The sequence below is a fragment of the Caulobacter radicis genome, assembly GCF_003094615.1.
Classification (GTDB): domain Bacteria; phylum Pseudomonadota; class Alphaproteobacteria; order Caulobacterales; family Caulobacteraceae; genus Caulobacter; species Caulobacter radicis.
This window is the reverse complement of sequence record NZ_QDKO01000040.1, coordinates 10675-34782: the sequence shown is the minus strand read 5'-3', so window position 1 is coordinate 34782 and position 24108 is coordinate 10675. Positions and strand designations below refer to the sequence as shown.

Sequence of the window (24108 nt, the reverse complement as noted above, 5' to 3'; positions counted from 1 at the left end):
CATGCAGACCCTCGCCCTGATCGACTACGGGTCGGGCAACCTGCGATCGGCGGAAAAGGCCCTCAACGAGGCCGCCCGCCGTCGCGGCGTCGCCGTCGACATCGTCGTCACCGCCGATCCCGCCGTCGTGGCCAAGGCCGACCGGGTGTTCCTGCCCGGCGTCGGCGCCTTCGCCTCCTGCCGCGCGGGCCTGGACGCCTCGGGCGTCTATGAGGCCATGAACGAGGCCGTGCACCAGCGCGGCGCGCCGTTCATGGGCATCTGCGTCGGCCACCAGCTGCTGGCCACCGAAGGCCTCGAGTTCGGCGTTACGCCGGGCCTCGACTGGATCGGCGGCCAGGTGAAGAAGCTTCAGCCGTCCGACCCGTCGCTGACCATCCCGCACATGGGCTGGAACGCGATCGCGTTTTCGCGCGCTCACGCCCTGTTTGAGGGCATCGAGGACGGCGCCCACATGTACTACGCCAATTCCTTCGCGCTCGACGCGGCCGACCCGGCCGATGTCGTGGCGATCAGCGACCACGGCGGCGCGTTCGTCGCGGCGGTGGCCAAGGGGAATGTCGCGGGCGTACAATTCCACCCCGAAAAATCACAAGCCGCGGGGCTTTCCCTGCTCGCCAACTTCCTGGAATGGCGCCCATGATCCTCTATCCCGCCATCGACCTGAAGGACGGCCAGTGCGTGCGCCTGCTGCACGGCGACATGGACAAGGCCACGGTCTTCAACAACAGCCCGGCCGACCAGGCCCAGCGGTTCGTCAAGGACGGCTTCTCGTGGCTGCACGTCGTTGACCTGAACGGCGCCATCGAGGGCAAGTCGGTCAACACCGCCGCCGTGCAGTCGATCCTGGAGTCGATCTCCATCCCGGTGCAGCTGGGCGGCGGCATCCGCACGCTCGAAGGCATCGAGGCCTGGATCGAGGCCGGCGTGTCGCGCGTCATCCTCGGCACCGTGGCCGTCCACGACCCGGATCTGGTCCGCAAGGCCGCCCGCCTGTGGCCCGAGCAGATCGCCGTCGCCGTCGACGTGCGTGACGGCAAGGTCGCCATCGACGGCTGGACCGGCCTGTCGGACATCGACGCCATCACCCTGGGCAAGCGCTTCGAGGACGTGGGCGTGGCCGCCCTGATCGTCACCGACATCAGCCGTGACGGCGCCCTGACCGGCGTCAATGTCGAGGGCGTGGGCGAGCTGGCCGACGCCGTCTCGATCCCGGTCATCGCCTCGGGCGGCGTGGCGGCAGTCGCCGACATCGAGCGCCTCAAGGCGCGCAAGGGCGTCGAGATCGCCGGCGCGATCCTGGGCCGCTCGCTCTACGCCGGCACCATCAAGCCGGCCGAAGCGCTGGTCGCGGCGGCCGCCTGATGCTGAAGACCCGGATCATCCCTTGCCTCGACGTCAAGGACGGCCGGGTCGTCAAGGGCGTCAACTTCGTCGACTTGCGCGACGCCGGTGATCCGGTCGAACAGGCCGCCGCCTACGACGCGGCCGGCGCCGACGAGCTGATGTTCCTCGACATCACCGCCTCCAGCGAGGGCCGCGGCCTGATCCTGGACGTGATCTCGCGCACCGCCGAGGTCTGCTTCATGCCCGTCTCGGTGGGCGGCGGCGTGCGCCAGGTGTCCGACATGCGCCGCCTGCTGCTGGCCGGCGCCGACAAGGTCTCGACCAACACCGCCGCCGTCGAGAACCCCGACCTGATCGCCGCCGGCGCCGACGCCTTCGGAGCCCAGTGCGTGGTGGTGGCCATCGACGCCAAGGCCCGCCCCGACGGCTCGGGCTGGAACGTCTGGACCTATGGCGGCCGCAAGGACACCGGCCTGGACGTCGTCGACTGGGCCGCCAAGGTGGTCGAGCGCGGCGCGGGCGAGATCCTGCTGACCTCGATGGACCGCGACGGCGCCAAGATCGGCTACGACATCCCCCTCCTCCAGGCGGTGACGGGCGCGGTCAACGTGCCGGTGATCGCCTCGGGCGGCGCGGGCAAGACCGAACACCTGGTCGAAGCCGCCCGCGACGGCCACGCCGCCGCCGTGCTGGCCGCCTCGATCTTCCACTTCGGCGAGATCTCGATCGGCGAAGCCAAGCAGGCCATGGCCGCCGCCGGAGTGCCGGTGCGCCTGGATCCCGTGAAGGCCGTCGCATGAGCCGCCTGTTCGAGGTCCTGCAGCGCCTGGCCGCCACGGTCGAGAGCCGCAAGGGCGGCGATCCGACCGCGTCCTACACCGCCAAGCTGCTGAACGATCCGGCCCTGGCCGCCAAGAAGCTGGGCGAGGAAGCCGTCGAGACGGTGATCGCCGCCGTGGCGCAGGGGCCTGAAGCGCTGGCGGCCGAGAGCGCCGACCTGCTCTACCACTGGCTGGCGTTGATGGCTGCTTCGGGTGTCTCGCTCGACGCCGTGGCCGAAAAGCTGGAAGCCCGCGAGGGAACGTCCGGGCACGCGGAAAAGGCGTCGCGAGGCGGCTGATCCTGACCCCTCTCCCATAAGAGGGAGCATGCCCGCTCTGCCCTACCCCTTCCGCTTCAGCGCCACGTAGAGCGCCCCTTCGCCGCCGTGCCGCTGATCCGCCTGTGAAACCCCGGCGATCATCTCGCGCAGGGCCGGATCGGCCAGCCATTCGGGCGTGCGCTGGCGCAGGACGCCGTGGCCGACCTTGCCCTTGCCGGTGATCACCAGCACCGCCCGGTGACCGTCGTCGAAGGCGCGGCGGATGAACCGCTCCAGCGTGGCGCGGGCCTGGTCCTGGTCGAGGCCGTGCATGTCGAGCCGCGCGCCGATCGGGTCGTGGGCCTTGGCGATGCGGCGGCGGCGGTTGGGCTCGATGCCCTCGGGCGGCGGCTTGGGCGCGGGCTTGGGCTTCAGGGCCGGGATGTCGGCGGGATCGATGCGCAGCGGCGCCACCGAGGCCAGGTGCGTGGGCGGCTCGACGTCGGCGGCATGGGCCATGAGTTCGGCCTTGCCGGGTCGGATCCGGGCCTTGTCGCGCATCTTCAGCGCCTTTTCGGGCGCCCGGCCCGTCACCGTGGAGGCCACCAGCCGCCACAGGCGCTGGCCCTCGTCGTCCGGCGGCCGCCGCTTGCTCATCGGATTATTGTTGAACCTGGGGGACCAGTCGCCACAGGCGCAGGTCGTGGCGTACGCGGCCGGCCTCGGTCCCGGCCGCCTGGCCGGCGCCCATGTAGAGATCGGCGCGCACCTGGCCCTTGATCGCCCCGCCGGTGTCGAGCGCCACGACGGCGCGGCGATAGGTCGGGAAGGCGCCGGCCAGCTTCGGGGCGCTGGCGTCGATCCAGTAGAGGCCGCCCATTGCGTGCTGGCTGGGATCGACGGCGATGGCGCGGCCGGCCGGCAGCGGCACGTTGGCCGCGCCCGTGGCCTGGCGGCCGTCGTCGGGCAGGGTCTGGAAGAACACGTAGCGCGGGTTCAGCTGCATGATCGCATCGGCCCTGGGGCCGCGATTGGCCGCCAGCCAGCCGCGGATCGCCTCGCCAGAGGTATTGCCGTCGGCCAGCAGGCCCTGGTCGCGCATGGCCGTGGCGATGCCGACGAAGGTCTTGCCGTTGTGGGCGGCGAAGGCGGCGCGCACGCGGCGGCCGTCGGACAGGGTCAGGACGCCAGAGCCTTGGATCTGGAGGAAGAACAGGTCCTCGGGCCGCATCCAGGCCAGCGGCCGGTCCAGCGGCGAGGCCTCGATGACGGCGCGATCGTCATAGGGCACGAAGGTCCCGCCGGCGACGCGGCCGACCACGGTCTTGCCCTTCAGGCTCGGGTCGAAGGCGCCGAGGTCGAGCATGGCCAGATCCGCCGGCCGGCCGCGCATCGGGGCGCTGAACTCGGCCGAGCGCGACATGCGAGCTTCGTACTCGGGGGCGAAATAGGCGGTCAGCAGGCCCTGGCCGCCGACGGCCTCGGGACGGAAATTGGCTTCCAGGAACTGGCGGGCGCGGGCGTCGTCGACCGGACCGGCGGCCTTGGCCCGGCGGCAGACCTCGGCCGTGGCCGGATCCTTGGCGACGCCGCAGGTCTCGCGGAAGGCCTGCAGGGCGGCGGCGTGGTCTTCTTCGTTCCAGCCTTGCAGCGCCGAGAAGGCGGCTGGCGACGGCGTCGCGGGCTGGGTCGGTTGCGAAGGCTGCGGCGTCGTCGGGGTCGGGACCTGGGGCGTCGGGGCGACCGGAGGCGGCGGCGCGGTCGTCGTACAGGCGGCCAGCACCAGGGCGGCCGCCGCGAGCGTCAGGACGGAACGCAGCATCAGGCTTCGGCGACCGCGACGCGCACCAGGGTCCAGTTGGGGTCGCGGCTCTTGAGGTCGCGCTCGAAGGTCCACAGGTCGGCCGTACGGCGGTCGTCGACCGCCTCGCCGGCGGCGCTGGTCGAGCGGGTGCGCACTTCGGCCAGGATCCGCACCACGGCGCGGGCGGTGTCGCCCTGCACTTCGGCGCTGTCGAGGTCGGTGCGCGGCTGGGCCAGCAGCTCGACGCTCTCGGTGCGCCCTTCCGCCTCGCGGGCGGCCATGGCGCCTTCGAAATTGGCCATCACGTCGGCGGCCAGCAGCGGCTTCAGCGTCTCGCGGTCGCCGGCGGCGAAGGCCTTGAGGATCATCTCGTAGGCGTAACGGGCGCCCGAGAGGAAGCGGGCGGGGTCGAAGTCGGGCTGGCGCGCGCGCAGGGCGGCCAGGCCGGTGGCGTTGACAGGGATCGCCGTCTCGGCGCTGTCGGCCGGGCGGCCTGCGGCCGGCGCGGCCACGGGAGCGGGCGTGTCCTCTGGCTGACGCCCCACTCGGCGACCGAGCGTGGCGTAGAGTTGGTAGAGGACGACGGCGGCGAGCACCGCGAAGACGATCAGTTCAAGCACGACAAGTTCCGCATCGGGGCCGTCGATTGAGACGACAGCCTTCCTATATAGGCCAAGCGACCGCCCGCGTCAGGCGCCTGACGTTGCACGGCGTTCTCCCGCATGTTAGCAGCGCCGCTCACGCCTAACGGCCGATATGCCGCGCCGAGTATGGAAAAACCCTTCATGACCGATACCAACGGCGCTCCGCCCGCCGCCCAGGACGACAACGAAGCGGCCGCCGCCGGCATCCGCATCGTCGCCCAGTTCGTTCGCGATCTCTCGTTCGAAAACCCGCTCGCGCCGGACTCGCTCCGCGCCTCGGCCACCCAGCCGGCCATCGACATGGGCGTCGAGATGAACGCCCGCGGCCGCGCCGACGGCCTGTTCGAAGTCGACCTGAAGCTGTCGGCCCGCGCCGAGCGCGACGGCCAGGCGGTGTTCCACGTCGAAGTCGTCTACGGCGGCCTGTTCCAGATCGCCGGCGTGCCGGAAGAAGCCCTCGAGCAGGTCCTGCTGATCGAGTGCCCGCGCTTCCTGTTCCCGTTCGCCCGTCGCCTGATCGCCGACGTCACCAGCGAAGGCGGCTTCCCGCCCTTCCTGATCGACCCGATCGACTTCGGCGGCGTCTACGCCGCGCGCAAGGCCCAGGCCGACGCCGGCCAGGTCGGCAACGCCTGATTTCAGGCTGACGACCCCGAAAGCGGAGAAGGCCCGGAGCAGCGATGCTCCGGGCCTTTCTTTTTGCGCCTCCTGGCCTTTTCGCGCCCGGCGAAAACCCCGCCCTTCGACACGCTCAGGGTGAGGTTTCTACTGACCTGCTGAGCCAACCATGGTCCTCATCCTGAGCGTGTCGAAGGACGAGGGCCACGCTCAGGCCCTAAGGCTGAAGCCGGTAGCCGCCCGCCTCGGTGATCAGGATCCGCGCCGTGGCCGGATCGGGCTCGATCTTCTGGCGCAGGCGATAGACGTGGGTCTCCAGCGTGTGGGTGGTCACGCCGGCGTTGTAGCCCCAGACCTCGGTCAGCAGCTCCTCGCGCGACACCGGCTTGGAGCCGGCGCGGTAGAGGTACTTCAGGATGTTGGTTTCCTTCTCGGTCAGCCGCACCTTCTTCTGCTTGTCGTCGACCAGCAGTTTGGCCGAGGGGCGGAATTCGTACGGACCGATGCGGAACAGCGCGTCTTCCGAGGCCTCGTAGCTGCGCAGCTGGGCGCGGATGCGGGCCAGGAGCACGCCGAAGCGGAAGGGCTTGGTGACGTAGTCGTTGGCGCCGGATTCCAGGCCCAGGATGGTGTCGCTGTCGCTGGCGGCGGCGGTGAGCATGATCACAGGCGCGGTGACGCCGTTCTTGCGCATCAGCCGGCAGGCCTCGCGGCCGTCCATGTCGGGCAGGTCGACGTCGAGCAGGATCAGGTCCGGCTTGATCTCGCGGGCCTGCCGCACGCCTTCGCCGGCGGTCGGGCACTCGGCCACGGCGAATTCCTCGTGCAGGGCGAGCTGTTCGGCCAGGGCGCCGCGCAGGTCGTCGTCGTCGTCGATGAGAAGCAGGGTCTTGCGTTGCGCCATGAGGCGGAACATGACCGCTACGAGGCCCGGCGCCAAGGGGCGCGGCTTGCGGGAGCGGGGTTTGCGATGATCTTCCAGGCGCATTCAGATGGAACCATCGACCTTGGCGACGGCCGCGTCGTGCGCTGCGCCCTGGGCAAGGCCGGCGTGATCGCCGCCGCGGACAAGCGCGAGGGCGACAATCGGAGCCCGTTGGGGACCTGGGCGATCCGCCAGGTGCTCTACCGCCCCGACGTCTATCCGGACGGTCCGGCGACGGCCCTTCCGACCGCGCCGATCGCCCCGGACGACGGCTGGTGCGACGCGCCGGGCGATCCGAACTACAACCGCCCGGTCAAGCTGCCCTACCCGGCCAGCGCCGAGCGCATGTGGCGCGACGACGGCGTCTACGACCTGGTGGGGATCCTGGCCCACAACGACGATCCGCCGGTTCCCGGGATGGGCTCGGCGATCTTCCTGCACCTGGCGCGGGACGGATATCCGGGCACCGAGGGCTGCGTGGCCCTGGCGCGGGCCGATATCGAGGCGCTGCTGGCGAAGGCCGCGCCGGGGGATGCGATCGGGATCGCGGAGGGGTGAGGCCCTTGAGGTGCTCCCCCTGAAGGGGGAGCTGTCGCGAAGCGACTGAGGGGGAAGCGAGAGGTGACCGGCAGGCATCGCGGCAGCTGAAAACAGGCCCCCTCCCCCAGAGGGGGGAGGATCTTGGGATCACCGCGCCCCGAATAGCGCCGAGCCCACCCGCACCGAAGTGGCCCCGCAGGCGATGGCGGTCTCGAAGTCGTCGCTCATGCCCATGGAGAGTTTGGCGATCCCGTTGTGGGCGGCGATGGCTCCCAGCATCCGGAAATGCGGCGCGGGATCCTCGTCGGCGGGCGGGATGCACATCAGGCCCTCGACGGCGAGGCCGTAGGTTTCGCGGCAGGCGGCGACGAAGGCGTCTGCCTCGCCCGGCGTTACGCCGGCCTTCTGCGGTTCCTGCCCGGTATTGACCTGGACATAGAGACGCGGGGCCCTCCCCTGCGTCTGCACTTCGTCGGCCAGCACCCGCGCCAGCTTCTCGCGGTCGAGCGTCTCGATCACGTCGAAGAAGGCCACCGCGTCGCGCGCCTTGTTGGTCTGCAAGGGGCCGATCAGGCGCAGTTCGATCTGCTCGCGCAGCGGCGTCCAGCGTTCCTTGGCCTCCTGCACGCGGTTCTCGCCGAAAACCCGCTGGCCGCCGTCGAACACAGGGGCGATATGGTCCCACGGCTGCAGCTTCGACACCGCCACCAACTGGACGGCGTCGGCGGGGCGGCCGGCTGCGAGAGCGGCGGCGGCGATGCGGGATCGGATGGCGTTCAGGGCTTCGGACATGGCGGACCAGGAAACAGGCAGTCTGGAGACCCTCTCTAGAACGGCCGCGCGGCTTCGCCCATGGGTCTGGCCGGGCGATCCCCTGCCGCGCTTGCTGTTTTTCACCGATCCGGTGCGGGTTCCCGATCCAGAGGCCGTCGCCGAGCGCCTGCCGGCGGGCGCGGGGATCGTCTACCGCCCTTTCGATGCGTCGGACGCGGTCGGGCGCGGCCAGCGGCTGTCGGCGATCGCCCGGGCTCGCGGCCTGCTGCTGCTGGCCGGCGCCGATCCGGCCCTGGCCAAGGCGATCGGCGCTGGCGGCGTGCATCTGCCTCAGCGGCTGGTGGACAGCGCGGCCGGTATTCGCAGGGCCTATCCGTCATGGCGGATCACGGCGGCGGCGCATGACGCCCAGGCCGTGCGGGCGGCTCAGCAGGCCGGCGTCGAGGCGGTGGTGGTCTCGCCGGTATTTCCCAGCAACAGCCCCTCGGCGGGCGCGCCGCTGGGCGTGCAGGGCCTGGCCGCGATCGTGGCGGACGCAGCCCTGCCGATCTATGCGCTCGGGGGCGTCAACGCGAAAACCGTCGACGCGCTGGTCGGCGCGGGCGTCTACGGTCTGGCGGGGATCGAGGGTTTCGGCGCCTGAACGACGCCGCGGATCAGAACTTGAACGCCGTTTCCAGCTTCACGCGCGGCGCGGGCTCGCGGGTTTCGTTCTTGCGGGCGGCGGCCACAGGGTTGTTCTCGCCCAGGGCCACGGCGCCGCCGACGCGGATCGACGGGGTGACCTTGTAGTAGGCCCCGGCCTGGACGTCCTTCAGCTCCATCTCGCGGCCCACGGGCTGGTCGAGGTCGAGCTTGAGGCCCCACTTGCCCTTGCGGGCGTCGAATTCGAGGGTCTTCTTGGGGTTCTGCGGGCTGAACGGCGCGCCTTGCGAGGCGGTGAAGTCGTTCTTGACGGTGAAGTCGGCGGTGGCCGGCGCGGTGCGGGTCTTGGTCTGGGCATGAGCCAGCGATGCCGATCCCGTGAGGATCAGCGCGGCGGCGCCCGCCAAGACGAATTGCGTCGCGACCTTCGTCACTCGACACCTATTCCCCAAATTAACCCCTGCCCGAACCTCATATAGGTACAGACACCCTGAACGCCGAATAAAGGCCTTGGTACAACGCGGTCAACAGGGCTTGGATCACGCTGATCGTCGCAGGTTACGATTCAAGCGGCGCCTGTGGCGGTCATGTCACGCGATTCCTGTTTTGACGCAGCGCGGCCATGCTATAGACGCGTTCCGGCTGCGGGGGCGCGCCTGGGCTGCGCGCACGCGCCGGCAGATTTTTGGAGCGAGGTACTATGGCGTTTGAGCGTGGGTCCATGTTGCGCGGCGTCGCCGCCGGCGTGCTGGCGCTGTCGGTTCTCGGCGTGGCCGCGTGCAGCAGCAACAAGCCGCCCAAGACCTTCACCAGCCAGAGCGAAGAGCCCGGTTTCCAGCCCTTCGGCCTGTTCAAGAAGAGCCCGAAGGCCGCCACGAGCGAAGGCTCGATCGGCGTCAACGGCTTCCTGTGGCGCGCGTCGCTGGACACGCTGGCCTTCATGCCGCTGGCCTCGGCCGACCCGTACGGCGGCGTGATCGTCACTGACTGGTACATCAACCCGGAAAAGCCGGACGAGCGCTTCAAGGCCACCGTCTACATCCTGGACACCCGCCTGCGCGCCGACGGCCTGAACGTCACGATCTTCAAGCAGGCCAAGGACGCCTCGGGCGCCTGGGTCGACACGGCCGCCTCTGACCAGACGGCGACCGACATCGAGAACGCCATCCTGACCCGCGCGCGTCAGCTTCGCCTCTCGAACATCCGGAACTAAGGGCTCTTCAAAGTCCCGAAGGATCCGCGCGGGAGCCCCTCGTCTGGCGACAAGGGGCTCCCGTTCGCATATTTAGGCGCGCCCCGGCCGCGAAACCGCTTATGAGCATTGCGGACCGCGTCCATTTTTTGGAGCGCGCCCGGGCGGGTTAACCGCTCACACCTAACCCTGGCGCGCTCTCGCGCATCGACCGCAAGCACTGTCTGGTTTCCATGGCCCGCTACAATCCCAAAGACACCGAGCCGAAGTGGCGCGCCGCCTGGGCGAACGCCAACACCTTCCTGACGCCGATCGCTCCCGACGCGCGTCCGAAGTACTACGTGCTCGAGATGTTCCCCTACCCGTCGGGGCGCATCCACATGGGCCATGTGCGCAACTACGCCATGGGCGACGTCGTGGCCCGCTACAAGCGCGCCCAAGGCTTCAACGTGCTGCACCCGATGGGCTGGGACGCCTTCGGCATGCCCGCCGAGAACGCGGCCATGGAGCGCGGCGTCCACCCCAAGGGCTGGACCTACGACAACATCGCGGCCATGCGCGAGCAGCTGAAGGCCCTGGGCCTGTCGGTCGACTGGTCGCGCGAGTTCGCCACCTGCGACCCGGAATACTACGGCAAGCAGCAGGCCTGGTTCCTGCGCCTGCTGAAGCGCGGCCTGGTCTATCGCAAGGAAGCCTCGGTCAACTGGGACCCGGTCGACATGACCGTGCTGGCCAACGAGCAGGTCATCGACGGCAAGGGCTGGCGCTCGGGCGCGACGGTCGAGAAGCGCAAGCTGACCCAGTGGTTCCTGCGCATCACCGACTACGCCGACGCCCTGATCGACGGCCTGAAGACCCTGGATCGCTGGCCCGAGAAGGTCCGCATCATGCAGGAGAACTGGATCGGCCGGTCCACGGGCCTGCGCTTCAAATTCCAATTTGACGGCGAAGCGCCCGACGGCCTGGCCGAGGGCCTGGAAGTCTACACCACCCGTCCCGACACCCTGTTCGGCGCCAGCTTCGTGGGCATCGCCCCCGAGCACCCGCTGGCCGAGCAGCTGGCGGTCGAGAACCCCGACCTGCAGGCCTTCATCGCCGAGTGCCGCAAGGGCGGCACCTCGGAGGCCGATATCGAGGGCGCCGAGAAGCTGGGCCGCGACACCGGCCTGCGAGTGAAGCACCCGCTGGACCCGTCGATCACCCTGCCGGTGTGGATCGCCAACTTCATCCTGATGGACTACGGCGCCGGCGCGATCTTCGCCTGCCCGGCCCACGACCAGCGCGACCTGGACTTCGCCCGCAAGTACGACCTGCCGGTGCTGCCGGTGGTGCTGCCGCCGGGCGCGGATGCGGCCGAGTTCACGGTCGGCAAGGAGGCCTATGTCGGCCCCGGCAAGATCTTCAACTCCGAGTTCCTGGACGGGATGGAGGTCGAGGCCGCCAAGACCGAGGCTGTCGCCCGCATCGAGGCCGCCGGCCAGGGCCAGGGCGCGACCGTCTATCGTCTGCGGGACTGGGGCGTGTCGCGCCAGCGCTACTGGGGCTGCCCGATCCCGGTCATCCACTGCGAGGCCTGCGGCCCCGTGGCCGTGCCGGAAGACCAGCTGCCGGTGACCCTGCCCGAGGACGTCACCTTCGATCCCAACAAGCCGGGCAATCCGCTGGTGCGGCACCCGACCTGGAAGCACGTCGCCTGTCCGTCGTGCGGCGCTCCGGCCGAGCGCGAGACCGACACGCTGGACACCTTCGTGGACAGCAGCTGGTACTTCGCCCGCTTCACCGATCCAACCGCGGCCGAGCCGATCGACAAGGCCTGCGCCGACCACTGGATGCCGGTCGACCAGTATATCGGCGGCGTCGAGCACGCGGTGCTGCACCTGCTGTACGCCCGCTTCATCACCAAGGCCCTGAAGGACGAGGGCCTGCTGTCGGTCGACGAGCCGTTCGCGGGCCTGTTCACGCAGGGCATGGTCACCCACGAGGCCTACAAGGACGAGGCCGGCGACTGGGTCGAGCCGTCCAACGTGGTGATCACCGCCGAGGGCAATGTCCGCTCCGCCAAGCATGCCACGACCGGCGCGCCGGTCGTCATCGGCGACATCGAGAAGATGTCGAAGTCCAAGAAGAACGTCGTCGCGCCCGAAGACATCTTCGAGGCCTACGGCGTCGACGCCGCGCGCCTGTTCGTGATGAGCGACAGCCCGCCCGAACGCGACGTGCAGTGGAGCAACGCCGGCGTCGAGGGCTCCTGGCGCTTCACCCACCGTCTGTGGAACGAGTTCGACAGCCAGCCGGCGGGCGACTTCGCCCACGATGACGCCGACGAGGCGGCCCTGGCCCTGCGCAAGGCGGCCCACAAGCTGATCGGTTTCGTCACCGACAGCATCGAGGGCTTCCGCTTCAACAGCGGCGTGGCGCGCCTGTACGAGTTCCTGAACGCCCTGAAGGCCGCTCCGGCCGAAGGCGCGAGCCAGGGCGTGCTGGCCGCCCGCGTCGAGGCGCTGGACATCCTGGCCCGCCTGGTGGCGCCGTTCACGCCTCACCTGGCCGAGGAGGCCTGGGTGCGCCTGGGTCGTACGGGCATGGTGGTCGACGCGCCGTGGCCCAAGGCCGATCCGGCCCTGGCCGCCGACGACGAGCGCGTGCTGCCGATCCAGATCAACGGCAAGCGCCGCGGCGAGATCAAGGTCAAGGCCGGCGCTCCGGACGACGAGGTGCAGAAAATCGCTCTGGCGGATCCCGCCGTCATGGCCCACCTTGAGGGCGTCACGGTCCGCAAGGTGATCGTGGTCAAAGACCGCATCGTCAACATCGTGGCGAACTGATCCATGAAGCGTCTCCTGGCGGCCGCCGCCCTTCTCTCGACCCTGGCCCTGTCGGCCTGCGGCTTCACCCCGCTGTACGGCCAGCAGGGCGTCACCGGCGGCCTGGGCGCGATCGAGGTGGTGGCGGCCGACGGCCGCGCCGGCTACCTGCTGCGCGAGCAGCTGGAAGACGCCCTGGCGCGGAACCCCAACGTGCTGCCCTCGCATCGCCTGACCTACAAGGTCGAGGAACGGCGCTACGCCCGCGGCGTGCGCGTCGACAACGTGGCCAACCGCTACGAACTCAACATGAAGGTCGAGTGGAAGCTCTCCGACACGACGACGGGCTCGGAAGTGCGCAAGGGAACGACGACGGCGGTGGTCACCTACGACTCCGCCGACCAGCCCTACGCCGCCATCGCCGCCCAGCAGGACGGTCAGGAGCGCGCCGCCGCCGAGGTGGCCCGCAAGATCCAGCTGGAACTGGCCGCGTGGCTGGCCGGCAAGGCGCCCGCCTGACCTCGTGGCCATTCTTTCCAAGCGGCAGGACGTCGAGCGGTTCCTGAAGGAACCGACCCCCGACATCCGCGCCGTCGTCATCTACGGCAAGGACCGCGGCGTGGTGCGCGACCGCGCCACCCAGCTCGCCCACAAGGTGGTCGAGCGGCCCGACGACCCCTTCGACACCGCCCTGCTGACCGAGGGCGACCTCGACAGCCAGCCTGGCCGTCTGGAAGATGAGCTGGCCGCCCTGTCGATGATGGGCGGCAAGCGCCTGGTGCGCCTGCGGCTGATGGGCGAGAAGGCCGGTCCCGACAAGCAGGCCGCCGAGGCCCTGACCGCCCACGTCGAGGGGCGGCTCAATCCCGAAGCCTTCTTCTTGGTCGAGGCCGGGGCCCTGGGCCGTGACTCCACCCTGCGCAAGACGGCCGAGAAGGCCGGCGGCTGCTACGTCATCCCCTGCTACGAGGACGAAGTCGGCGACATGGCGCGCCTGACCCGCGACGCGCTTTCGCGCGACGGGGTCAGCCTGAACGGCGAAGCGCTGGATCTGTTCGTCAACCGCCTGCCCAAGGAGCGCGGCGTCGCCCGCGCCGAGATCGAGCGCCTGGCGCTGTACCTGGGGCCAAACAGCGGCGTGGTGGCCACGCCCGCCGACCTGACCGACTTCCTCGGCGTCGAGCCCGAGGCCTCGCTCAGCGACGCGGCCGCCGACGCCTTCGGCGGCAAGATCGGCGCGGCCCAGGCCGGCCTGCGTCGCGCCGCCCAGGAAGGCGAGGGCGGTCCGGCCGCCGTCCGGGCCATGGGCTACTATCTGGGCCGCCTGCGCCGCACCCTGACCCTGCACAAGAACGGCGTCGACCTGGGCGCCGCCGCCAAGGCCTCGGGCGTGTTCTGGAAGACCGAGCGCGAGTTCCTTCGCCAGGCCCGGGCCTGGACGCTGGAACATCTTCTGACCGTGCAGCAGGACATCCTGACCGCCGACAAGGCCTGCAAGACCTCCGGCTCGCCGGACCAGCTGATCGCCGAGCGCCTGGCGCTGCAGATCGCCGGGCGCGCGAGGCGGCTGGGGCTGTAGGGGGCTAAGATCCTCCCACTCTGGGGGAGGTGGCCCAGAGGGCCGGAGGGGGGACGTTTTCAGCTTTCGAAGCGTCGGAAACCTATCATCGACTCCCCCCACCGGTCGCCGCGCGATCGCCTCCCGCACAGGGGGAGGTTCTCAGACCTCCAATGCACTTTCCGTCAAACCTCGGTGCAGGCCGCGCGCGCCCGCTTGACGCCCTCCCGCGCAGCGCCCAGAAGCCGGACGTGACCGACACCGCCGCGCCCGAACCGACGTCCGCCCCGCCCGCCAAGAAGGGCGGAGGCCTGCTCAAGTCGTCGATGATCTATTCCGGCCTGACCCTGGTCAGCCGGCTGATGGGCTTCGTGCGGGACCTGGCGATCTCCTACCGCATGGGGGCCAGCGCCACGCCGGCCGCCGACGCCTTCAACACGGCCCTGGCCTTTCCCAACCTCTTCCGCCGCTTCTTCGCCGAGGGCGCCTTCGCGGCCGCCTTCGTGCCGGCCTACGCCAAGTCGCTGCAGGAAGACGGCGAGGACAAGGCCGACGTCATGGCCGCCGACGCCATGGCCACCCTGGCGGCGGCCACCATCATCATCACCGTGATCTGCCAGCTGGCCATGCCCTGGCTGATGATGCTGATCAGCCCCGGCTTCGCCGCCGACCCGGCCAAGTACAAGCTGGCCGTGCTGCTGACCCAGATCACCATGCCCTACCTGCCGTGCATGGCCATCGTGGCGCACCTGTCGGGCGTGCTGAACGCCCGCGACAAGTTCATCCTGTCGGCCGGCGCGCCGGTGCTGCTGAACATCGCCACCCTGATCTTCATCCTGCCGCAGGCCGACGCCGTCTCGGCCGCCACCTGGGGCTCGGTGGGGGTGATCGTCGCCGGCGTCGCCCAGGCGGGCCTGCTGGTCTGGGGCGTCAACAAGTCCGGCGCCAAGGTCCACTGGCGGCTGCCGCGCCTGACTCCCGAGGTGAAGGCCCTGATCGGCAAGGCCATTCCCGGCGCCCTGGCGGCCAGCGCCACCCAGGTCAACATCTTCATCTCCGGCGCCCTGGCCAGCCACGTCCCCGGCGGCCGCACCTGGCTGGCCACCGCCGACCGCCTCTATCAGCTGCCTTTGGGCCTGGTGGGCGTGGCCATCGGCGTCGCCCTGCTGCCGCGACTGGCGCGCGCCGTGAACACCGGCGACGGCGACGACGCCCAGAGCGCCATGGACCAGGCCATTGCTCTTGCCCTCGCGTTCACCCTGCCGGCCGCGGCGGCCCTGGTGGCCATGCCCGGCTTCCTGTCGGACGGCCTCTACACCCGCGGCGAGTTCACCGCCTTCGACGCCAGCCAGACGGCGGCGGCGCTGTTCTTCTACGGCCTGGGCACCCCGGCCTTCGTGCTGCAGCAGCTCTATTCGCGGGCCTTCTTCGCACGCGGCGACACCAAGACGCCGATGCGCTTCGCCCTGATCTCGGTGGCGGTGAACATCGCCTTCGGCATCGTGCTGTTCAATCTGGTGGGCGTGAAGGGCATCGCCGCGGCGACCGCCATCGCCTCGTGGCTCAATGTCGGCCAGATGGCCTTCACCCTCTGGCGCAAGGGCCATTACGGCCCGTCGGGCCAGACCTGGTCGCGGGTGACCCGCATCCTGCTGGCCAGCGTCGGCATGGGCCTGATCCTGGCCGCCGCCTCGCACTGGCGGCCGCTGATCGAGGCGCCGCTGGAGGCGCTGGGCCTGCGCGGCCGCGTCATCGGCGCCAAGGAAGTGGCCCTCGTCCTGACCGTGCTGGTCGGCGGCGGGCTCTATTTCCCGCTGCTGTTCCTGTTCGGCGGCGTCAAGCCCAACGAGCTGAAGGCCGCCCTGCGGCGCGGCAAAGCAACCTAGAGCCTTGTCCGGCGCGCGCGGGGACGGTAACGAGCATGCCCATGGCTTCGATCGGTTCCCCCGCGCCGCGATGGCGCAGCTTCCGCTGAACCCGATCGCCGCGTCCTCGGACGCGGCCCGCGCCCCCGTGCGCGCCGCCATCCCGACCGTTTCCGATATCCAAGGCTGAAGCCATGACCGACCAAGCTCCCGTTCCGTACGCGGGTCCCAAGCGCATCCTGTCCGGGATCCAGGCCTCCGGGGCCCTGCACCTGGGCAACTATCTCGGCGCCCTCAAGCGCTTCGTCGACATCCAGGACGAAGAGCCCTTCATCTTCGTCGCCGACATGCACGCCATCACCGTCTGGCAGGACCCGGCGGTGCTGGCCCAGCAGACCCGCGAGATCGCCTGCGCCTACATCGCCGCGGGCCTGGACCCCAAGAAGGCGACGATCTTCCCGCAGTCGGCCGTTCCGGCCCACGCCGAGCTGGCCTGGATCTTCAACTGCGTGGCGCGCCTGGGCTGGCTCGACCGCATGACCCAGTTCAAGGAAAAGAGCGGCAAGCACAAGGAGCGCAGCTCGGTGGGCCTCTACACCTACCCGGTGCTGCAGGCGGCCGACATTCTGCTCTACAAGGCCACCCATGTGCCGGTGGGCGAGGACCAGAAGCAGCACCTGGAACTGACCCGCGACATCGCCCAGAAGTTCAACAACGACTTCGGCGCCCCGGGCGGCCAGCCGGCCTTCTTCCCGGTCACCGAGCCGGTGATCGAGGGCCCGGCCACCCGCGTCATGAGCCTTCGCGACGGCACGGCCAAGATGAGCAAGTCCGACCCGTCGGACGCCTCGCGCATCAACCTGATGGACGACGCCGACGCCATCGCCGCCAAGATCCGCAAGGCCAAGACCGATCCCGAGCCGCTGCCCGAGACCATTGAGGGCTTGGCCGAGCGTCCCGAAGCCCGCAACCTCGTGGACATCTACGCGGCCCTGTCGAGCACCACCCGCGCCAAGGTCATCGAGGAGTTCGGCGGCAAGGGCTTCGGCACGTTCAAGCCGGCCCTGGCCGAGCTGGCGGTCGAGGTCATGAGCCCGATCGGCGCGCGCATGCGCGAACTGACCGGCGACCCGGCCCAGATCGACGCCATCCTCAAGGACGGCGCCGAGCGCGCCCGCGCCGTGGCCGACCCGGTCGTGGCCGAGACCAAGAAGCTCGTCGGCTTCTGGGGCGCGTAGAAAACCCTTCTCCCATAGGGAGAAGGAGGGGCCCGCGCCGCAGGCGTGGGAGGATGAGGGGTTAAGGCGTCGGCCGGCGTGCCGGCACGATCTTGGGGCAATTGGTGAGGGCGAAACCCCTCACCCTCCCACCGCTGCGCGGCGGGCCCCTCCCTCTCCCTCCGGGAGAGGGTCTTCAGGGCCTTGCCCTCCGCCCTCGCAAGGGCCACATGTCCGGCATGTTCATCCAGACCGAAACCACGCCCAATCCCGACGTGCTGAAGTTCCTCCCCGGCCGCGAGGTCCTGGTGGACGGCGCGCGGGAGTTCCGCACCCCCGAGGAAGGCGAGGCTTCGCCGCTGGCCGACGCCCTGTTCCGCCTCGGCGACGTGACGCGGGTGTTCTTCGGTCCGGACTTCCTGACGGTGACCAAGGGCGAGGACGCCCAGTGGCCACACCTGAAGGCGCCGATCCTGGCGGCGATCATGGATCACTTCACCAGCGGCCGCCCGCTGCTGCTCAGCGAGGACGCCGCCGGCGGCCACGACGAGGACGGCGTCTACGACGAGGAGACCGCCCAGATCGTCTCCGAGATCAAGGAGCTGCTCGACACCCGCATCCGTCCGGCGGTGGCCCAGGACGGCGGCGACATCGTCTTCAGCCGTTTCGAGCCGGCCACCGGCGTCGTCTGGCTGCACATGCGCGGCGCCTGCTCGGGCTGCCCGTCCTCGTCGGCGACGCTGAAGTCGGGCGTCGAGAACATGCTCAAGCACTATGTGCCGGAAGTGACCCGGGTCGAGCAGACGCTCTGATCTTCCCGGTCCCGGGGCGGTTTTCGGCCCCGGGCGCCTTGCGCGATCCGCTGGGATCCCCATACTGTAACTACATAAGTTGCGATTATGGTTTCCTATAAGGATCGCTGATGTCCAAGCTCGACACCGCCGCTCTCGCCCAGCTGTTCACCGAGGCGCGCACGCGCAATGGCTGGAAGTCCGACCCCGTGCCGGAAGCGGTGCTGCGCGAGCTCTACGACCTGGTGAAGTTCGGCCCGACCGCCGCCAACGCCAGCCCGGCCCGCTTCATCTTCGTCACCAGCCCGGAAGCCAAGGAAAAGCTGGCCGCCCTGTCGTCGGGCTCCAACGCCCCGAAGATCCTGGCCGCGCCGGTCACCGTCATCGTCGGCTACGACCTCGACTTCCCCGAGACCCTCGACAAGCTGTTCCCGCACGCTCCGGGCGCCAAGACCTGGTTCAGCGACCCGGTCGCCAAGGAGTGGGGCGCGCTGCGCAACAGCTCTCTGCAGGGCGGCTACTTCATCCTGGCGGCCCGGGCCCTGGGCCTGGACGTCGGCCCGATGTCGGGTTTCGACAACGCCGGCGTCGATGCGGCCTTCTTCGAGGGCACGAACATCAAATCGAACTTCATCGCCTCGATCGGCTACGGCACCGACGAGGGCCTGTTCCCGCGCAACCCGCGCCTGGACTTCGAGGAAGCCACCCAGATCCTCTGATCGGGCTTCCCATCGTCATCGCCTGGCAAGCCGGGCGATGACGGCGAGGGGAGGGCGCGCTAGAACCACGGCATGACCCTCCGTCTCGCGCTCCTCGCCGCGCCGCTGGCCCTGCTGGCCGCCTGCGGCCCCGCCGAAAAGACCCCGGCTTCGTCTTCGGGCCAGTCCTCGGGCCAGCCGGCCGTTCAGGCCGCCCCGGAAGCGGCCAAACCGGCCGACGGTTCGGCCGTGATCAAGATCACGCCCTATGTCGGCGGTCCGCTGCAGGTGGCCGCCGCGGGCGTAGGCCCCATCACCGCCGCCACAGCCTTCGACCAGCCGACGATCCAGGCCCTGTTCCCCAAGGCCCAGGTCAAGGCCGCCTTCATTCACGTCGGCGATGGCCCGCCCGGGCCGATCATCACCGTCGAGCAGGACAACGTCCCGCTGCTGGAGATCGGCAAGGGCGCCGACGGCGGCATCGCCGAGATCCGCCTGGCCGCCGGCGACGTCCGTGGTCCCAAGGGCGAGAGCCTGCTGGCCAAGTGGGCGGCCCTGGGCTTCACCCGCGACCAGTGCCGGGCCGGCGAGGGCCGCACCGTCAACCAGACGATCTGTGTCCGCCCCGAGGCGCCGACCGTGTCCTACGTCTTCGGCGTGCCGGGCTGGACCAAGGGCGGCGTGCCCGACGAGGCGACGCTGAAGGCCAAGGGCCAGCTCAACGAGTTCGTCTGGCGTCCGGCCGAGACCGCCCAGGTCGGGGCCGCCTGATCTTGCGCGTTCTCTCCGTCGACACCTGCCTGGCGGCCTCGTCGGTCGCCGTGATCGAGGACGGCCGTGTCCTGGCCGCCCGCAGCGAGCCCATGACCCGCGGCCACCAGGAGCGCATCGCGCCCCTGGCCAAGGAAGTCGCCGCCGAGGCCGGGATCGCCTTTTCCGACCTTGACCGCATCGCCGTCACCGTCGGCCCAGGCTCGTTCACCGGCCTGCGCGTGGGCCTGTCCTTCGCCAAGGGCCTCGCCGAGGCCCTGTCGATCCCCTGCGTCGGGATCAACAGCCTGGAGGCCCTGGCGGCCTCCTCGGGCGCCTCCGGATTCGTGGCGGCCGTGCTCGACGCCAAGATGGCCCAGGTCTACCTCCAGGTCTTTGACGGCGCGACGGCCCTGATGGCCCCAGACGCCCTCGACATCGGCTCGGCGACCGCCCGGCTGGCGGAGCTCTATTCCGGCGGCCCGGCCACCCTCGTGGGCTCTGGCGCGGCCCTGCTGGAGGGCGTGCTGCCCGACGCGACCCGCCTGGACCTGGCCTTCGCCGACCCCGTCGCCATAGCCCGCCTGGCCGCCGCCCGGCCGGCCCCGACCCATTCGCCCCGGCCGCTCTATCTGCGCGCGCCCTACGCCACGATGCCGACGCCATGAACCTGCGTCCCGTCGGATTGGAAGCGTGCTGGGACCTGGCGGACCTGCACGAGCGGGCCTTCGACCGGCCCTGGGCCCCGACCGAATTCGAGGCCCTGCTGAACTCGCCCGGCGTCTTCGCCGTGCTCGGCTCCTCGGGCGAACCTGACGAGCCGCGCGGCTTCATCCTGTGCCGGGCCATCGCCGGCGAGGCCGAGATCCTGACCATCGCCGTCGATCCGGCGGCCCGCCGACGCGGCTGGGGCGCGGCCTTGGTCGAGATGGCGGCCGGGATCGCCGCCGAAGCCAAGGCCTTCGACCTGTTCCTGGAGGTGGCGGCCGACAATGTCGCCGCCATCGCCCTCTATGGAGCCACCGGCTTTTCGCAAGTGGGTCTCAGGAAGGGCTATTATCCCCATCCAGACGGCGCCAAGGACGCCGTCGTCATGCGGCGGGCGCTTAACACTTAGGAATCGATTGCCTATTGTGCCCGCGAATCCCCGACGGAGACGCCGCCTTGGACCGCCTCGAAAAGCTCTGCATCGAAAAAGGCATGCGCATGACCGACCAGCGTCGGGTCATCGCGCGCGTACTGTCGTCGGCCGACGACCATCCGGACGTCGAGGAGCTGCACCGCCGCGCCCACGCCATCGACCCGCACATCTCGATCGCCACGGTCTATCGCACCGTGCGCCTGTTCGAGGAGAGCGGCATCATCGAGCGCCACGACTTCCGTGACGGCCGCTCGCGCTACGAAGAGACCCCGACCCATCACCACGACCACCTGATCGACATGAAGACCGGCAAGGTCGTCGAGTTCGTGGACGAGGAGATCGAGGCCCTGCAGCACGCGATCGCCCGGAAGCTCGGCTACAAGCTGATCGATCACCGCCTCGAACTGTACGGCGTGCCGATCGAAGAGTGATTGAGCAGGATCATTGAAAAAGGGCGCGGGTTCATCCCGCGCCCTTTTCTTTTGGTCCATGAAGCCAGGCTCAGGCCCGCACGAAGTCGAGGAACACCGGGGCGCAGTCGCCCAGCTTCTTTTCCTCGTAGCGGGTGGTCACGTGATCGGCCGGGATGGCCTGGCGGTCGATCCCCTCCTCGGCGAAGCGGAAGGCGGGGCTGGCCAGCACCCGCTCGATCGTCCACTCGGCGTAGTCGGCCCAGTCGGTGGCGAAGCGGAAGGCCGCGCCGGGCTTCAGCACCCGGGCCAGCGCCGCCACGAACTCCGGCTGGATGATCCGGCGCTTGTTGTGCCGGGCCTTGTGCCAGGGGTCGGGGAACATCACGAAGAGGCGGTCGATGCTGGCGTCCGGCAGCCAGCCGACCACGTCGCGGGCGTCGCCCTCGTGGATGCGGACGTTGGAGAGGGCCTGTTCCTCGACGTGGCGCACGGCGCTGGCCACGCCGTTGACGAAGGGCTCGGCCCCGATCACCAGCACATCGGGCCGGCGGCCGGCCTGGGCGGCCATGTGCTCGCCGCCGCCAAAGCCGATCTCGAGCCAGGTCTCCTTGGCGTCCGGCATCAGGTCGCGCGGCTGGAAGGCCTCGTGCGGCACGGCGATGGTCGGCAGCAGGGTGTCGAGCAGGGCCTGCTGGCGCGGCTTCACCGGCCGCGACTTCAGGCGGCCGAACGAGCGCAGCGGGCCGTGGGGCTGTTGGGGATTGGTCATGGGGCGGCTCTTTAGCCGTGATGACGGCCGGAGGCCAGCCGCGCCCCCCGCAAACGAAAACGGGCCCCGGTTCCATGACCGGGGCCCGCTCTCAATTCAGACGAGGGGAAAGGCTTACGCCAGGCCCTTCAGTTCCGACACCAGGTCGGTCTTCTCCCACGAGAAGCCGCCTTCGTTGTCCGGCGTGCGGCCAAAGTGGCCGTAGGCGGCGGTGCGGGCGTAGATCGGGCGGTTCAGCTGCAGGTGCTCGCGGATCGAGCGCGGCGTGGCGCCGCCGATCAGCTGCGGCAGGACCTTTTCCAGGACGGCCGGGTCGACCTTGCCGGTGCCGTGCAGGTCGACGTGGAACGAGACCGGCTGGGCCACGCCGATCGCATAGGCGATCTGGATCGTGCAGCGTTCGGCCAGGCCCGAGGCCACGACGTTCTTGGCCAGGTAGCGGCAGGCATAGGCGGCCGAGCGGTCGACCTTGGTCGGATCCTTGCCCGAGAAGGCGCCGCCGCCGTGCGGGGCCGCGCCGCCGTAGGTGTCGACGATGATCTTGCGGCCGGTGATGCCGGCGTCGCCGTCCGGGCCGCCGATCTCGAAGCGGCCGGTCGGGTTGATCAGCCACTGGGTCTTCTTGGTGATCAGGCCTTCCGGGAAGATCGGCAGGATGTGCGGCTTGATCAGGTCGAGCACGCGCTTGGAGGTCGGCGTCTTGCCGTCGATCTTCTTCTTGTGCTGGTGCGACACGACGATCGAGACGACGCGCTGCGGCACGCCGTTACCATCGTACTCCAGGGTCACCTGGCTCTTGGCGTCGGGCTCCAGCTCATGCAGCTCGCCCGAGTGGCGCAGTTCGGCCAGGCGCTTGAGGATGTTGTGGCTGTATTGCAGGGTGGCCGGCATCAGCTCCGGGGTCTCGGTGCTGGCGTAGCCGAACATGATGCCCTGGTCGCCGGCGCCTTCGTCCTTCTTGTCGGTGGCGTCCACGCCCTGGGCGATGTGCGCCGACTGGCCGTGCAGGTAGCAGGCGTACTTGGCCTTTTCCCAGTGGAAGCCCTTCTGGGCGTAGCCGATGTCCTTGATGGCCGCGCGGACCTTGGGCTCCAGGGACTTGATGATGTCCTTGGTCAGCTCCTTGTTGGCCTTCTTGTCGCCGCCCGGCTTGCCGGCGCGGACTTCGCCCGCCAGGACGACGCGGTTGGTCGTGACCAGGGTTTCGCAAGCCACCCGAGCTTCCGGATCGGCGCTCAGGAAGGCGTCAACGACGGTGTCGCTGATGCGATCGGCGACCTTGTCGGGGTGGCCTTCGGAGACGCTTTCGCTGGTGAAGATGTAGGACGAACGGCTCAAGTGGACGGCTCCGGCTTATAGTCCAGCGCCCACGTGGCAACCGGCCTCGCGAGCTTAGCGAGGACCATATAAAGATAAGTTTATGTCCGCAAGGCGGCCGGTCGCCTTTCCGGGTCCCACGGGCCGGGCGAGAGCGCCCGGCCGCGGAGGTCGGCGCGAAGGGCTAGGTGTCGTTTCCAAGAAGGTTGTTCACACGCTGCCAGGGCGTGAGGCCTTTGATGCCCGAGTGCGGGCGGTGGAGGTTGTAGCTGTCGGTCCAAGGACCGATGGCTTTGGCGCGGTCTTGGGAGCAGGCGTAGGGACGGCCGTAGGCCCATTCGCGTAAGCTGGTCTGGATGAACCGTTCGGCCTTGCCGTTAGTGCGCGGCGTATAGGGCCGGGTGCGTACGTGCCTGGCCCCGGCGGCCTGCAGGGCCTGGGCGAAGAGCTTGGAGCGGTAGGCCGAACCATTGTCGGTCATCACCCGCTGGACGGCGACACCGTGGCGGCCGAGCCAGGCGATGGCCCGCTCTAGGAAGGCGGTCGTATCGGCTTGACCTTCGGAGGGCAGGATCTCGGTGTAGGCCATGCGCGAGGCGTCATCGACGCAGACGTGCAGGAAGTCCCAGCCGGCTCTCCTGGAGCGCCCCAGCCGCCGATCACCGGTGACGCGGTGGCCTTCGACGTTGAACTTTCCCAGCTTCTTGATGTCCAGGTGGATCATCTCGCCTGGCGCGGCGCGCTCGTAGCGGACGATCGGGATCTTCGGGTCCAGGGCCGACAGCTTGCCCAGCCCCAGCCGGCGCAGGATCAATCCCACCGTCGAGCGGGCCAGCCCCAGGGCCTGAGCGATGGCCGGACCGGTCATGCGCTGGCGACGCAGCGCCTCGATCCGCTCGATGGTCTGTGCTGGTGTCTTGCGCGGACATCGGCGGGGCGCCGAGTTGCGGTCGTGAAGCCTGCGCTCGCCGCCCCGCCGATGCCGTTGCAACCACTTGTCGGCCGTGCGGCGCGAGATCCCGAAGGCTTCGGCCGCCTTGGCCACCGGCCAGCCGTCAGTCTCGATCCGCGAGATCATCGCCGCTCGACCCAGTGGCGTCAGACGGGCATTGTGATGGATGTTCATCCGGGGGCTCCCGGCTCTGGAAGTGGAGTGTCGCAACCCCAGCTTCGTTCAAGCCCGCCCCCGGGTGAACAACCTTCATAGCTTCGACA

28 protein-coding genes are annotated in these 24108 nt (G+C 69.7%); 19 read left to right on the top strand and 9 right to left on the bottom strand.

Going from position 1 to position 24108, the window contains the following annotated elements:
• Position 1: 1 nt before the first annotated feature.
• Genes hisH through DDF62_RS20710 form a run of 4 tightly spaced genes read left to right on the top strand, consistent with a single transcriptional unit; the run spans position 2 to position 2467 of the window.
• Positions 2 to 643 (top strand): imidazole glycerol phosphate synthase subunit HisH, encoded by a 642-nt coding sequence (hisH, locus tag DDF62_RS20725; protein WP_116490859.1) that lies wholly within the window; start codon positions 2 to 4, stop codon positions 641 to 643.
• Positions 631 to 1365 (top strand): 1-(5-phosphoribosyl)-5-[(5-phosphoribosylamino)methylideneamino]imidazole-4-carboxamide isomerase, encoded by a 735-nt coding sequence (gene hisA / locus DDF62_RS20720; protein ID WP_165832324.1) that lies wholly within the window; start codon positions 631 to 633, stop codon positions 1363 to 1365. The genes hisH and hisA overlap by 13 nt, the downstream gene beginning before the upstream one ends.
• On the top strand, positions 1365 to 2147 hold the full coding sequence (gene hisF, locus DDF62_RS20715; RefSeq protein WP_116490858.1) for an imidazole glycerol phosphate synthase subunit HisF: 783 nt from the start codon (positions 1365 to 1367) through the stop codon (positions 2145 to 2147). The genes hisA and hisF overlap by 1 nt, the downstream gene beginning before the upstream one ends.
• Positions 2144 to 2467 carry a phosphoribosyl-ATP diphosphatase gene (locus DDF62_RS20710; protein WP_116490857.1) on the top strand — a complete coding sequence of 108 codons (324 nt, stop codon included), beginning with the start codon at positions 2144 to 2146 and terminating at the stop codon, positions 2465 to 2467. The genes hisF and DDF62_RS20710 overlap by 4 nt, the downstream gene beginning before the upstream one ends.
• Positions 2468 to 2509: 42 nt before the next feature.
• Here the strand turns inward: DDF62_RS20710 and DDF62_RS20705 are convergent, their stop codons facing one another.
• From DDF62_RS20705 to timA, 3 genes are read right to left on the bottom strand one after another with little or no spacing between them, the layout of a single operon-like run.
• Positions 2510 to 3085 carry a Smr/MutS family protein gene (locus DDF62_RS20705; protein WP_116490856.1) on the bottom strand — a complete coding sequence of 192 codons (576 nt, stop codon included), beginning with the start codon at positions 3083 to 3085 and terminating at the stop codon, positions 2510 to 2512.
• Between the two features lie 4 nt (positions 3086 to 3089).
• Entirely contained in the window at positions 3090 to 4250 is a 1161-nt protein-coding gene (mltA, locus tag DDF62_RS20700; RefSeq protein ID WP_116490855.1) for a murein transglycosylase A, read from the bottom strand.
• Positions 4250 to 4852 (bottom strand): TIM44-related membrane protein TimA, encoded by a 603-nt coding sequence (gene timA / locus DDF62_RS20695; protein WP_116490854.1) that lies wholly within the window; start codon positions 4850 to 4852, stop codon positions 4250 to 4252. The genes mltA and timA overlap by 1 nt, the downstream gene beginning before the upstream one ends.
• Positions 4853 to 5017: 165 nt before the next feature.
• On the opposite strand from timA, the gene secB reads away from it, so the two are divergent.
• Positions 5018 to 5512 (top strand): protein-export chaperone SecB, encoded by a 495-nt coding sequence (secB, locus tag DDF62_RS20690; RefSeq protein ID WP_116490853.1) that lies wholly within the window; start codon positions 5018 to 5020, stop codon positions 5510 to 5512.
• Between the two features lie 199 nt (positions 5513 to 5711).
• On the opposite strand, the gene DDF62_RS20685 is transcribed toward secB, so the two are convergent.
• Positions 5712 to 6398, bottom strand: a complete 687-nt coding sequence (locus tag DDF62_RS20685) for a response regulator transcription factor (protein WP_058347127.1) — start codon at positions 6396 to 6398, stop codon at positions 5712 to 5714.
• Between the two features lie 66 nt (positions 6399 to 6464).
• On the opposite strand from DDF62_RS20685, the gene DDF62_RS20680 reads away from it, so the two are divergent.
• The gene (locus DDF62_RS20680) at positions 6465 to 6977 is read left to right on the top strand and encodes a L,D-transpeptidase family protein (RefSeq protein ID WP_116490852.1); all 513 of its coding nucleotides are present in this window, start codon (positions 6465 to 6467) and stop codon (positions 6975 to 6977) included.
• A gap of 129 nt (positions 6978 to 7106) precedes the next feature.
• Here the strand turns inward: DDF62_RS20680 and DDF62_RS20675 are convergent, their stop codons facing one another.
• Complete coding sequence (locus tag DDF62_RS20675) at positions 7107 to 7751, bottom strand: YggS family pyridoxal phosphate-dependent enzyme (protein WP_116490851.1); 645 nt, start codon at positions 7749 to 7751, stop codon at positions 7107 to 7109.
• A 91-nt stretch (positions 7752 to 7842) separates the two neighbouring features.
• Between DDF62_RS20675 and DDF62_RS20670 the strand changes: the two genes are divergently transcribed.
• Entirely contained in the window at positions 7843 to 8376 is a 534-nt protein-coding gene (locus tag DDF62_RS20670) for a thiamine phosphate synthase (RefSeq protein WP_244286895.1), read from the top strand.
• A gap of 13 nt (positions 8377 to 8389) precedes the next feature.
• On the opposite strand, the gene DDF62_RS20665 is transcribed toward DDF62_RS20670, so the two are convergent.
• Positions 8390 to 8812 (bottom strand): NtrZ family periplasmic regulatory protein, encoded by a 423-nt coding sequence (locus tag DDF62_RS20665; RefSeq protein WP_240621631.1) that lies wholly within the window; start codon positions 8810 to 8812, stop codon positions 8390 to 8392.
• Positions 8813 to 9063: 251 nt separating this feature from the next.
• Between DDF62_RS20665 and DDF62_RS20660 the strand changes: the two genes are divergently transcribed.
• From DDF62_RS20660 to DDF62_RS20605, 12 genes are all read left to right on the top strand, one after another.
• Positions 9064 to 9591: a DUF3576 domain-containing protein gene (locus DDF62_RS20660; RefSeq protein WP_116490848.1), complete on the top strand. Its 528-nt coding sequence runs from the start codon at positions 9064 to 9066 to the stop codon at positions 9589 to 9591.
• 212 nt (positions 9592 to 9803) lie between these two features.
• Positions 9804 to 12395, top strand: a complete 2592-nt coding sequence (gene leuS, locus DDF62_RS20655) for a leucine--tRNA ligase (RefSeq protein WP_116490847.1) — start codon at positions 9804 to 9806, stop codon at positions 12393 to 12395.
• Between the two features lie 3 nt (positions 12396 to 12398).
• Positions 12399 to 12893, top strand: a complete 495-nt coding sequence (lptE, locus tag DDF62_RS20650; protein ID WP_116490846.1) for an LPS assembly lipoprotein LptE — start codon at positions 12399 to 12401, stop codon at positions 12891 to 12893.
• A 10-nt stretch (positions 12894 to 12903) separates the two neighbouring features.
• Positions 12904 to 13953, top strand: a complete 1050-nt coding sequence (holA, locus tag DDF62_RS20645) for a DNA polymerase III subunit delta (RefSeq protein WP_116490995.1) — start codon at positions 12904 to 12906, stop codon at positions 13951 to 13953.
• Between the two features lie 230 nt (positions 13954 to 14183).
• Positions 14184 to 15818 (top strand): murein biosynthesis integral membrane protein MurJ, encoded by a 1635-nt coding sequence (gene murJ / locus DDF62_RS20640; protein ID WP_116490845.1) that lies wholly within the window; start codon positions 14184 to 14186, stop codon positions 15816 to 15818.
• 173 nt (positions 15819 to 15991) lie between these two features.
• Positions 15992 to 17035, top strand: coding sequence for a tryptophan--tRNA ligase (gene trpS / locus DDF62_RS20635; protein ID WP_116490844.1), 1044 nt, complete (start codon positions 15992 to 15994; stop codon positions 17033 to 17035).
• A gap of 218 nt (positions 17036 to 17253) precedes the next feature.
• A complete protein-coding gene (locus tag DDF62_RS20630; RefSeq protein ID WP_116490994.1) occupies positions 17254 to 17826 on the top strand; it encodes a NifU family protein in 573 nt (190 codons plus the stop codon).
• Between the two features lie 110 nt (positions 17827 to 17936).
• On the top strand, positions 17937 to 18524 hold the full coding sequence (locus DDF62_RS20625; RefSeq protein ID WP_116490843.1) for a malonic semialdehyde reductase: 588 nt from the start codon (positions 17937 to 17939) through the stop codon (positions 18522 to 18524).
• A 72-nt stretch (positions 18525 to 18596) separates the two neighbouring features.
• On the top strand, positions 18597 to 19274 hold the full coding sequence (locus tag DDF62_RS20620; RefSeq protein WP_116490842.1) for a DUF1131 family protein: 678 nt from the start codon (positions 18597 to 18599) through the stop codon (positions 19272 to 19274).
• Between the two features lie 2 nt (positions 19275 to 19276).
• Positions 19277 to 19921, top strand: a complete 645-nt coding sequence (tsaB, locus tag DDF62_RS20615) for a tRNA (adenosine(37)-N6)-threonylcarbamoyltransferase complex dimerization subunit type 1 TsaB (protein ID WP_116490841.1) — start codon at positions 19277 to 19279, stop codon at positions 19919 to 19921.
• A complete protein-coding gene (locus DDF62_RS20610) occupies positions 19918 to 20370 on the top strand; it encodes a GNAT family N-acetyltransferase (RefSeq protein WP_116490840.1) in 453 nt (150 codons plus the stop codon). Before tsaB ends, DDF62_RS20610 begins: the two co-directional genes overlap by 4 nt.
• A gap of 47 nt (positions 20371 to 20417) precedes the next feature.
• Positions 20418 to 20825: a Fur family transcriptional regulator gene (locus DDF62_RS20605; RefSeq protein WP_109101055.1), complete on the top strand. Its 408-nt coding sequence runs from the start codon at positions 20418 to 20420 to the stop codon at positions 20823 to 20825.
• A gap of 70 nt (positions 20826 to 20895) precedes the next feature.
• Here DDF62_RS20605 and trmB read toward each other — a convergent pair whose 3' ends face one another.
• The 3 genes from trmB to DDF62_RS20590 form a co-directional block, all read right to left on the bottom strand.
• Entirely contained in the window at positions 20896 to 21576 is a 681-nt protein-coding gene (gene trmB, locus DDF62_RS20600) for a tRNA (guanosine(46)-N7)-methyltransferase TrmB (RefSeq protein WP_116490839.1), read from the bottom strand.
• 114 nt (positions 21577 to 21690) lie between these two features.
• Positions 21691 to 22914, bottom strand: coding sequence for a methionine adenosyltransferase (gene metK, locus DDF62_RS20595; RefSeq protein ID WP_101720478.1), 1224 nt, complete (start codon positions 22912 to 22914; stop codon positions 21691 to 21693).
• Positions 22915 to 23077: 163 nt separating this feature from the next.
• Complete coding sequence (locus tag DDF62_RS20590; RefSeq protein ID WP_116490838.1) at positions 23078 to 24019, bottom strand: IS481 family transposase; 942 nt, start codon at positions 24017 to 24019, stop codon at positions 23078 to 23080.
• Positions 24020 to 24108: the final 89 nt, after the last annotated feature.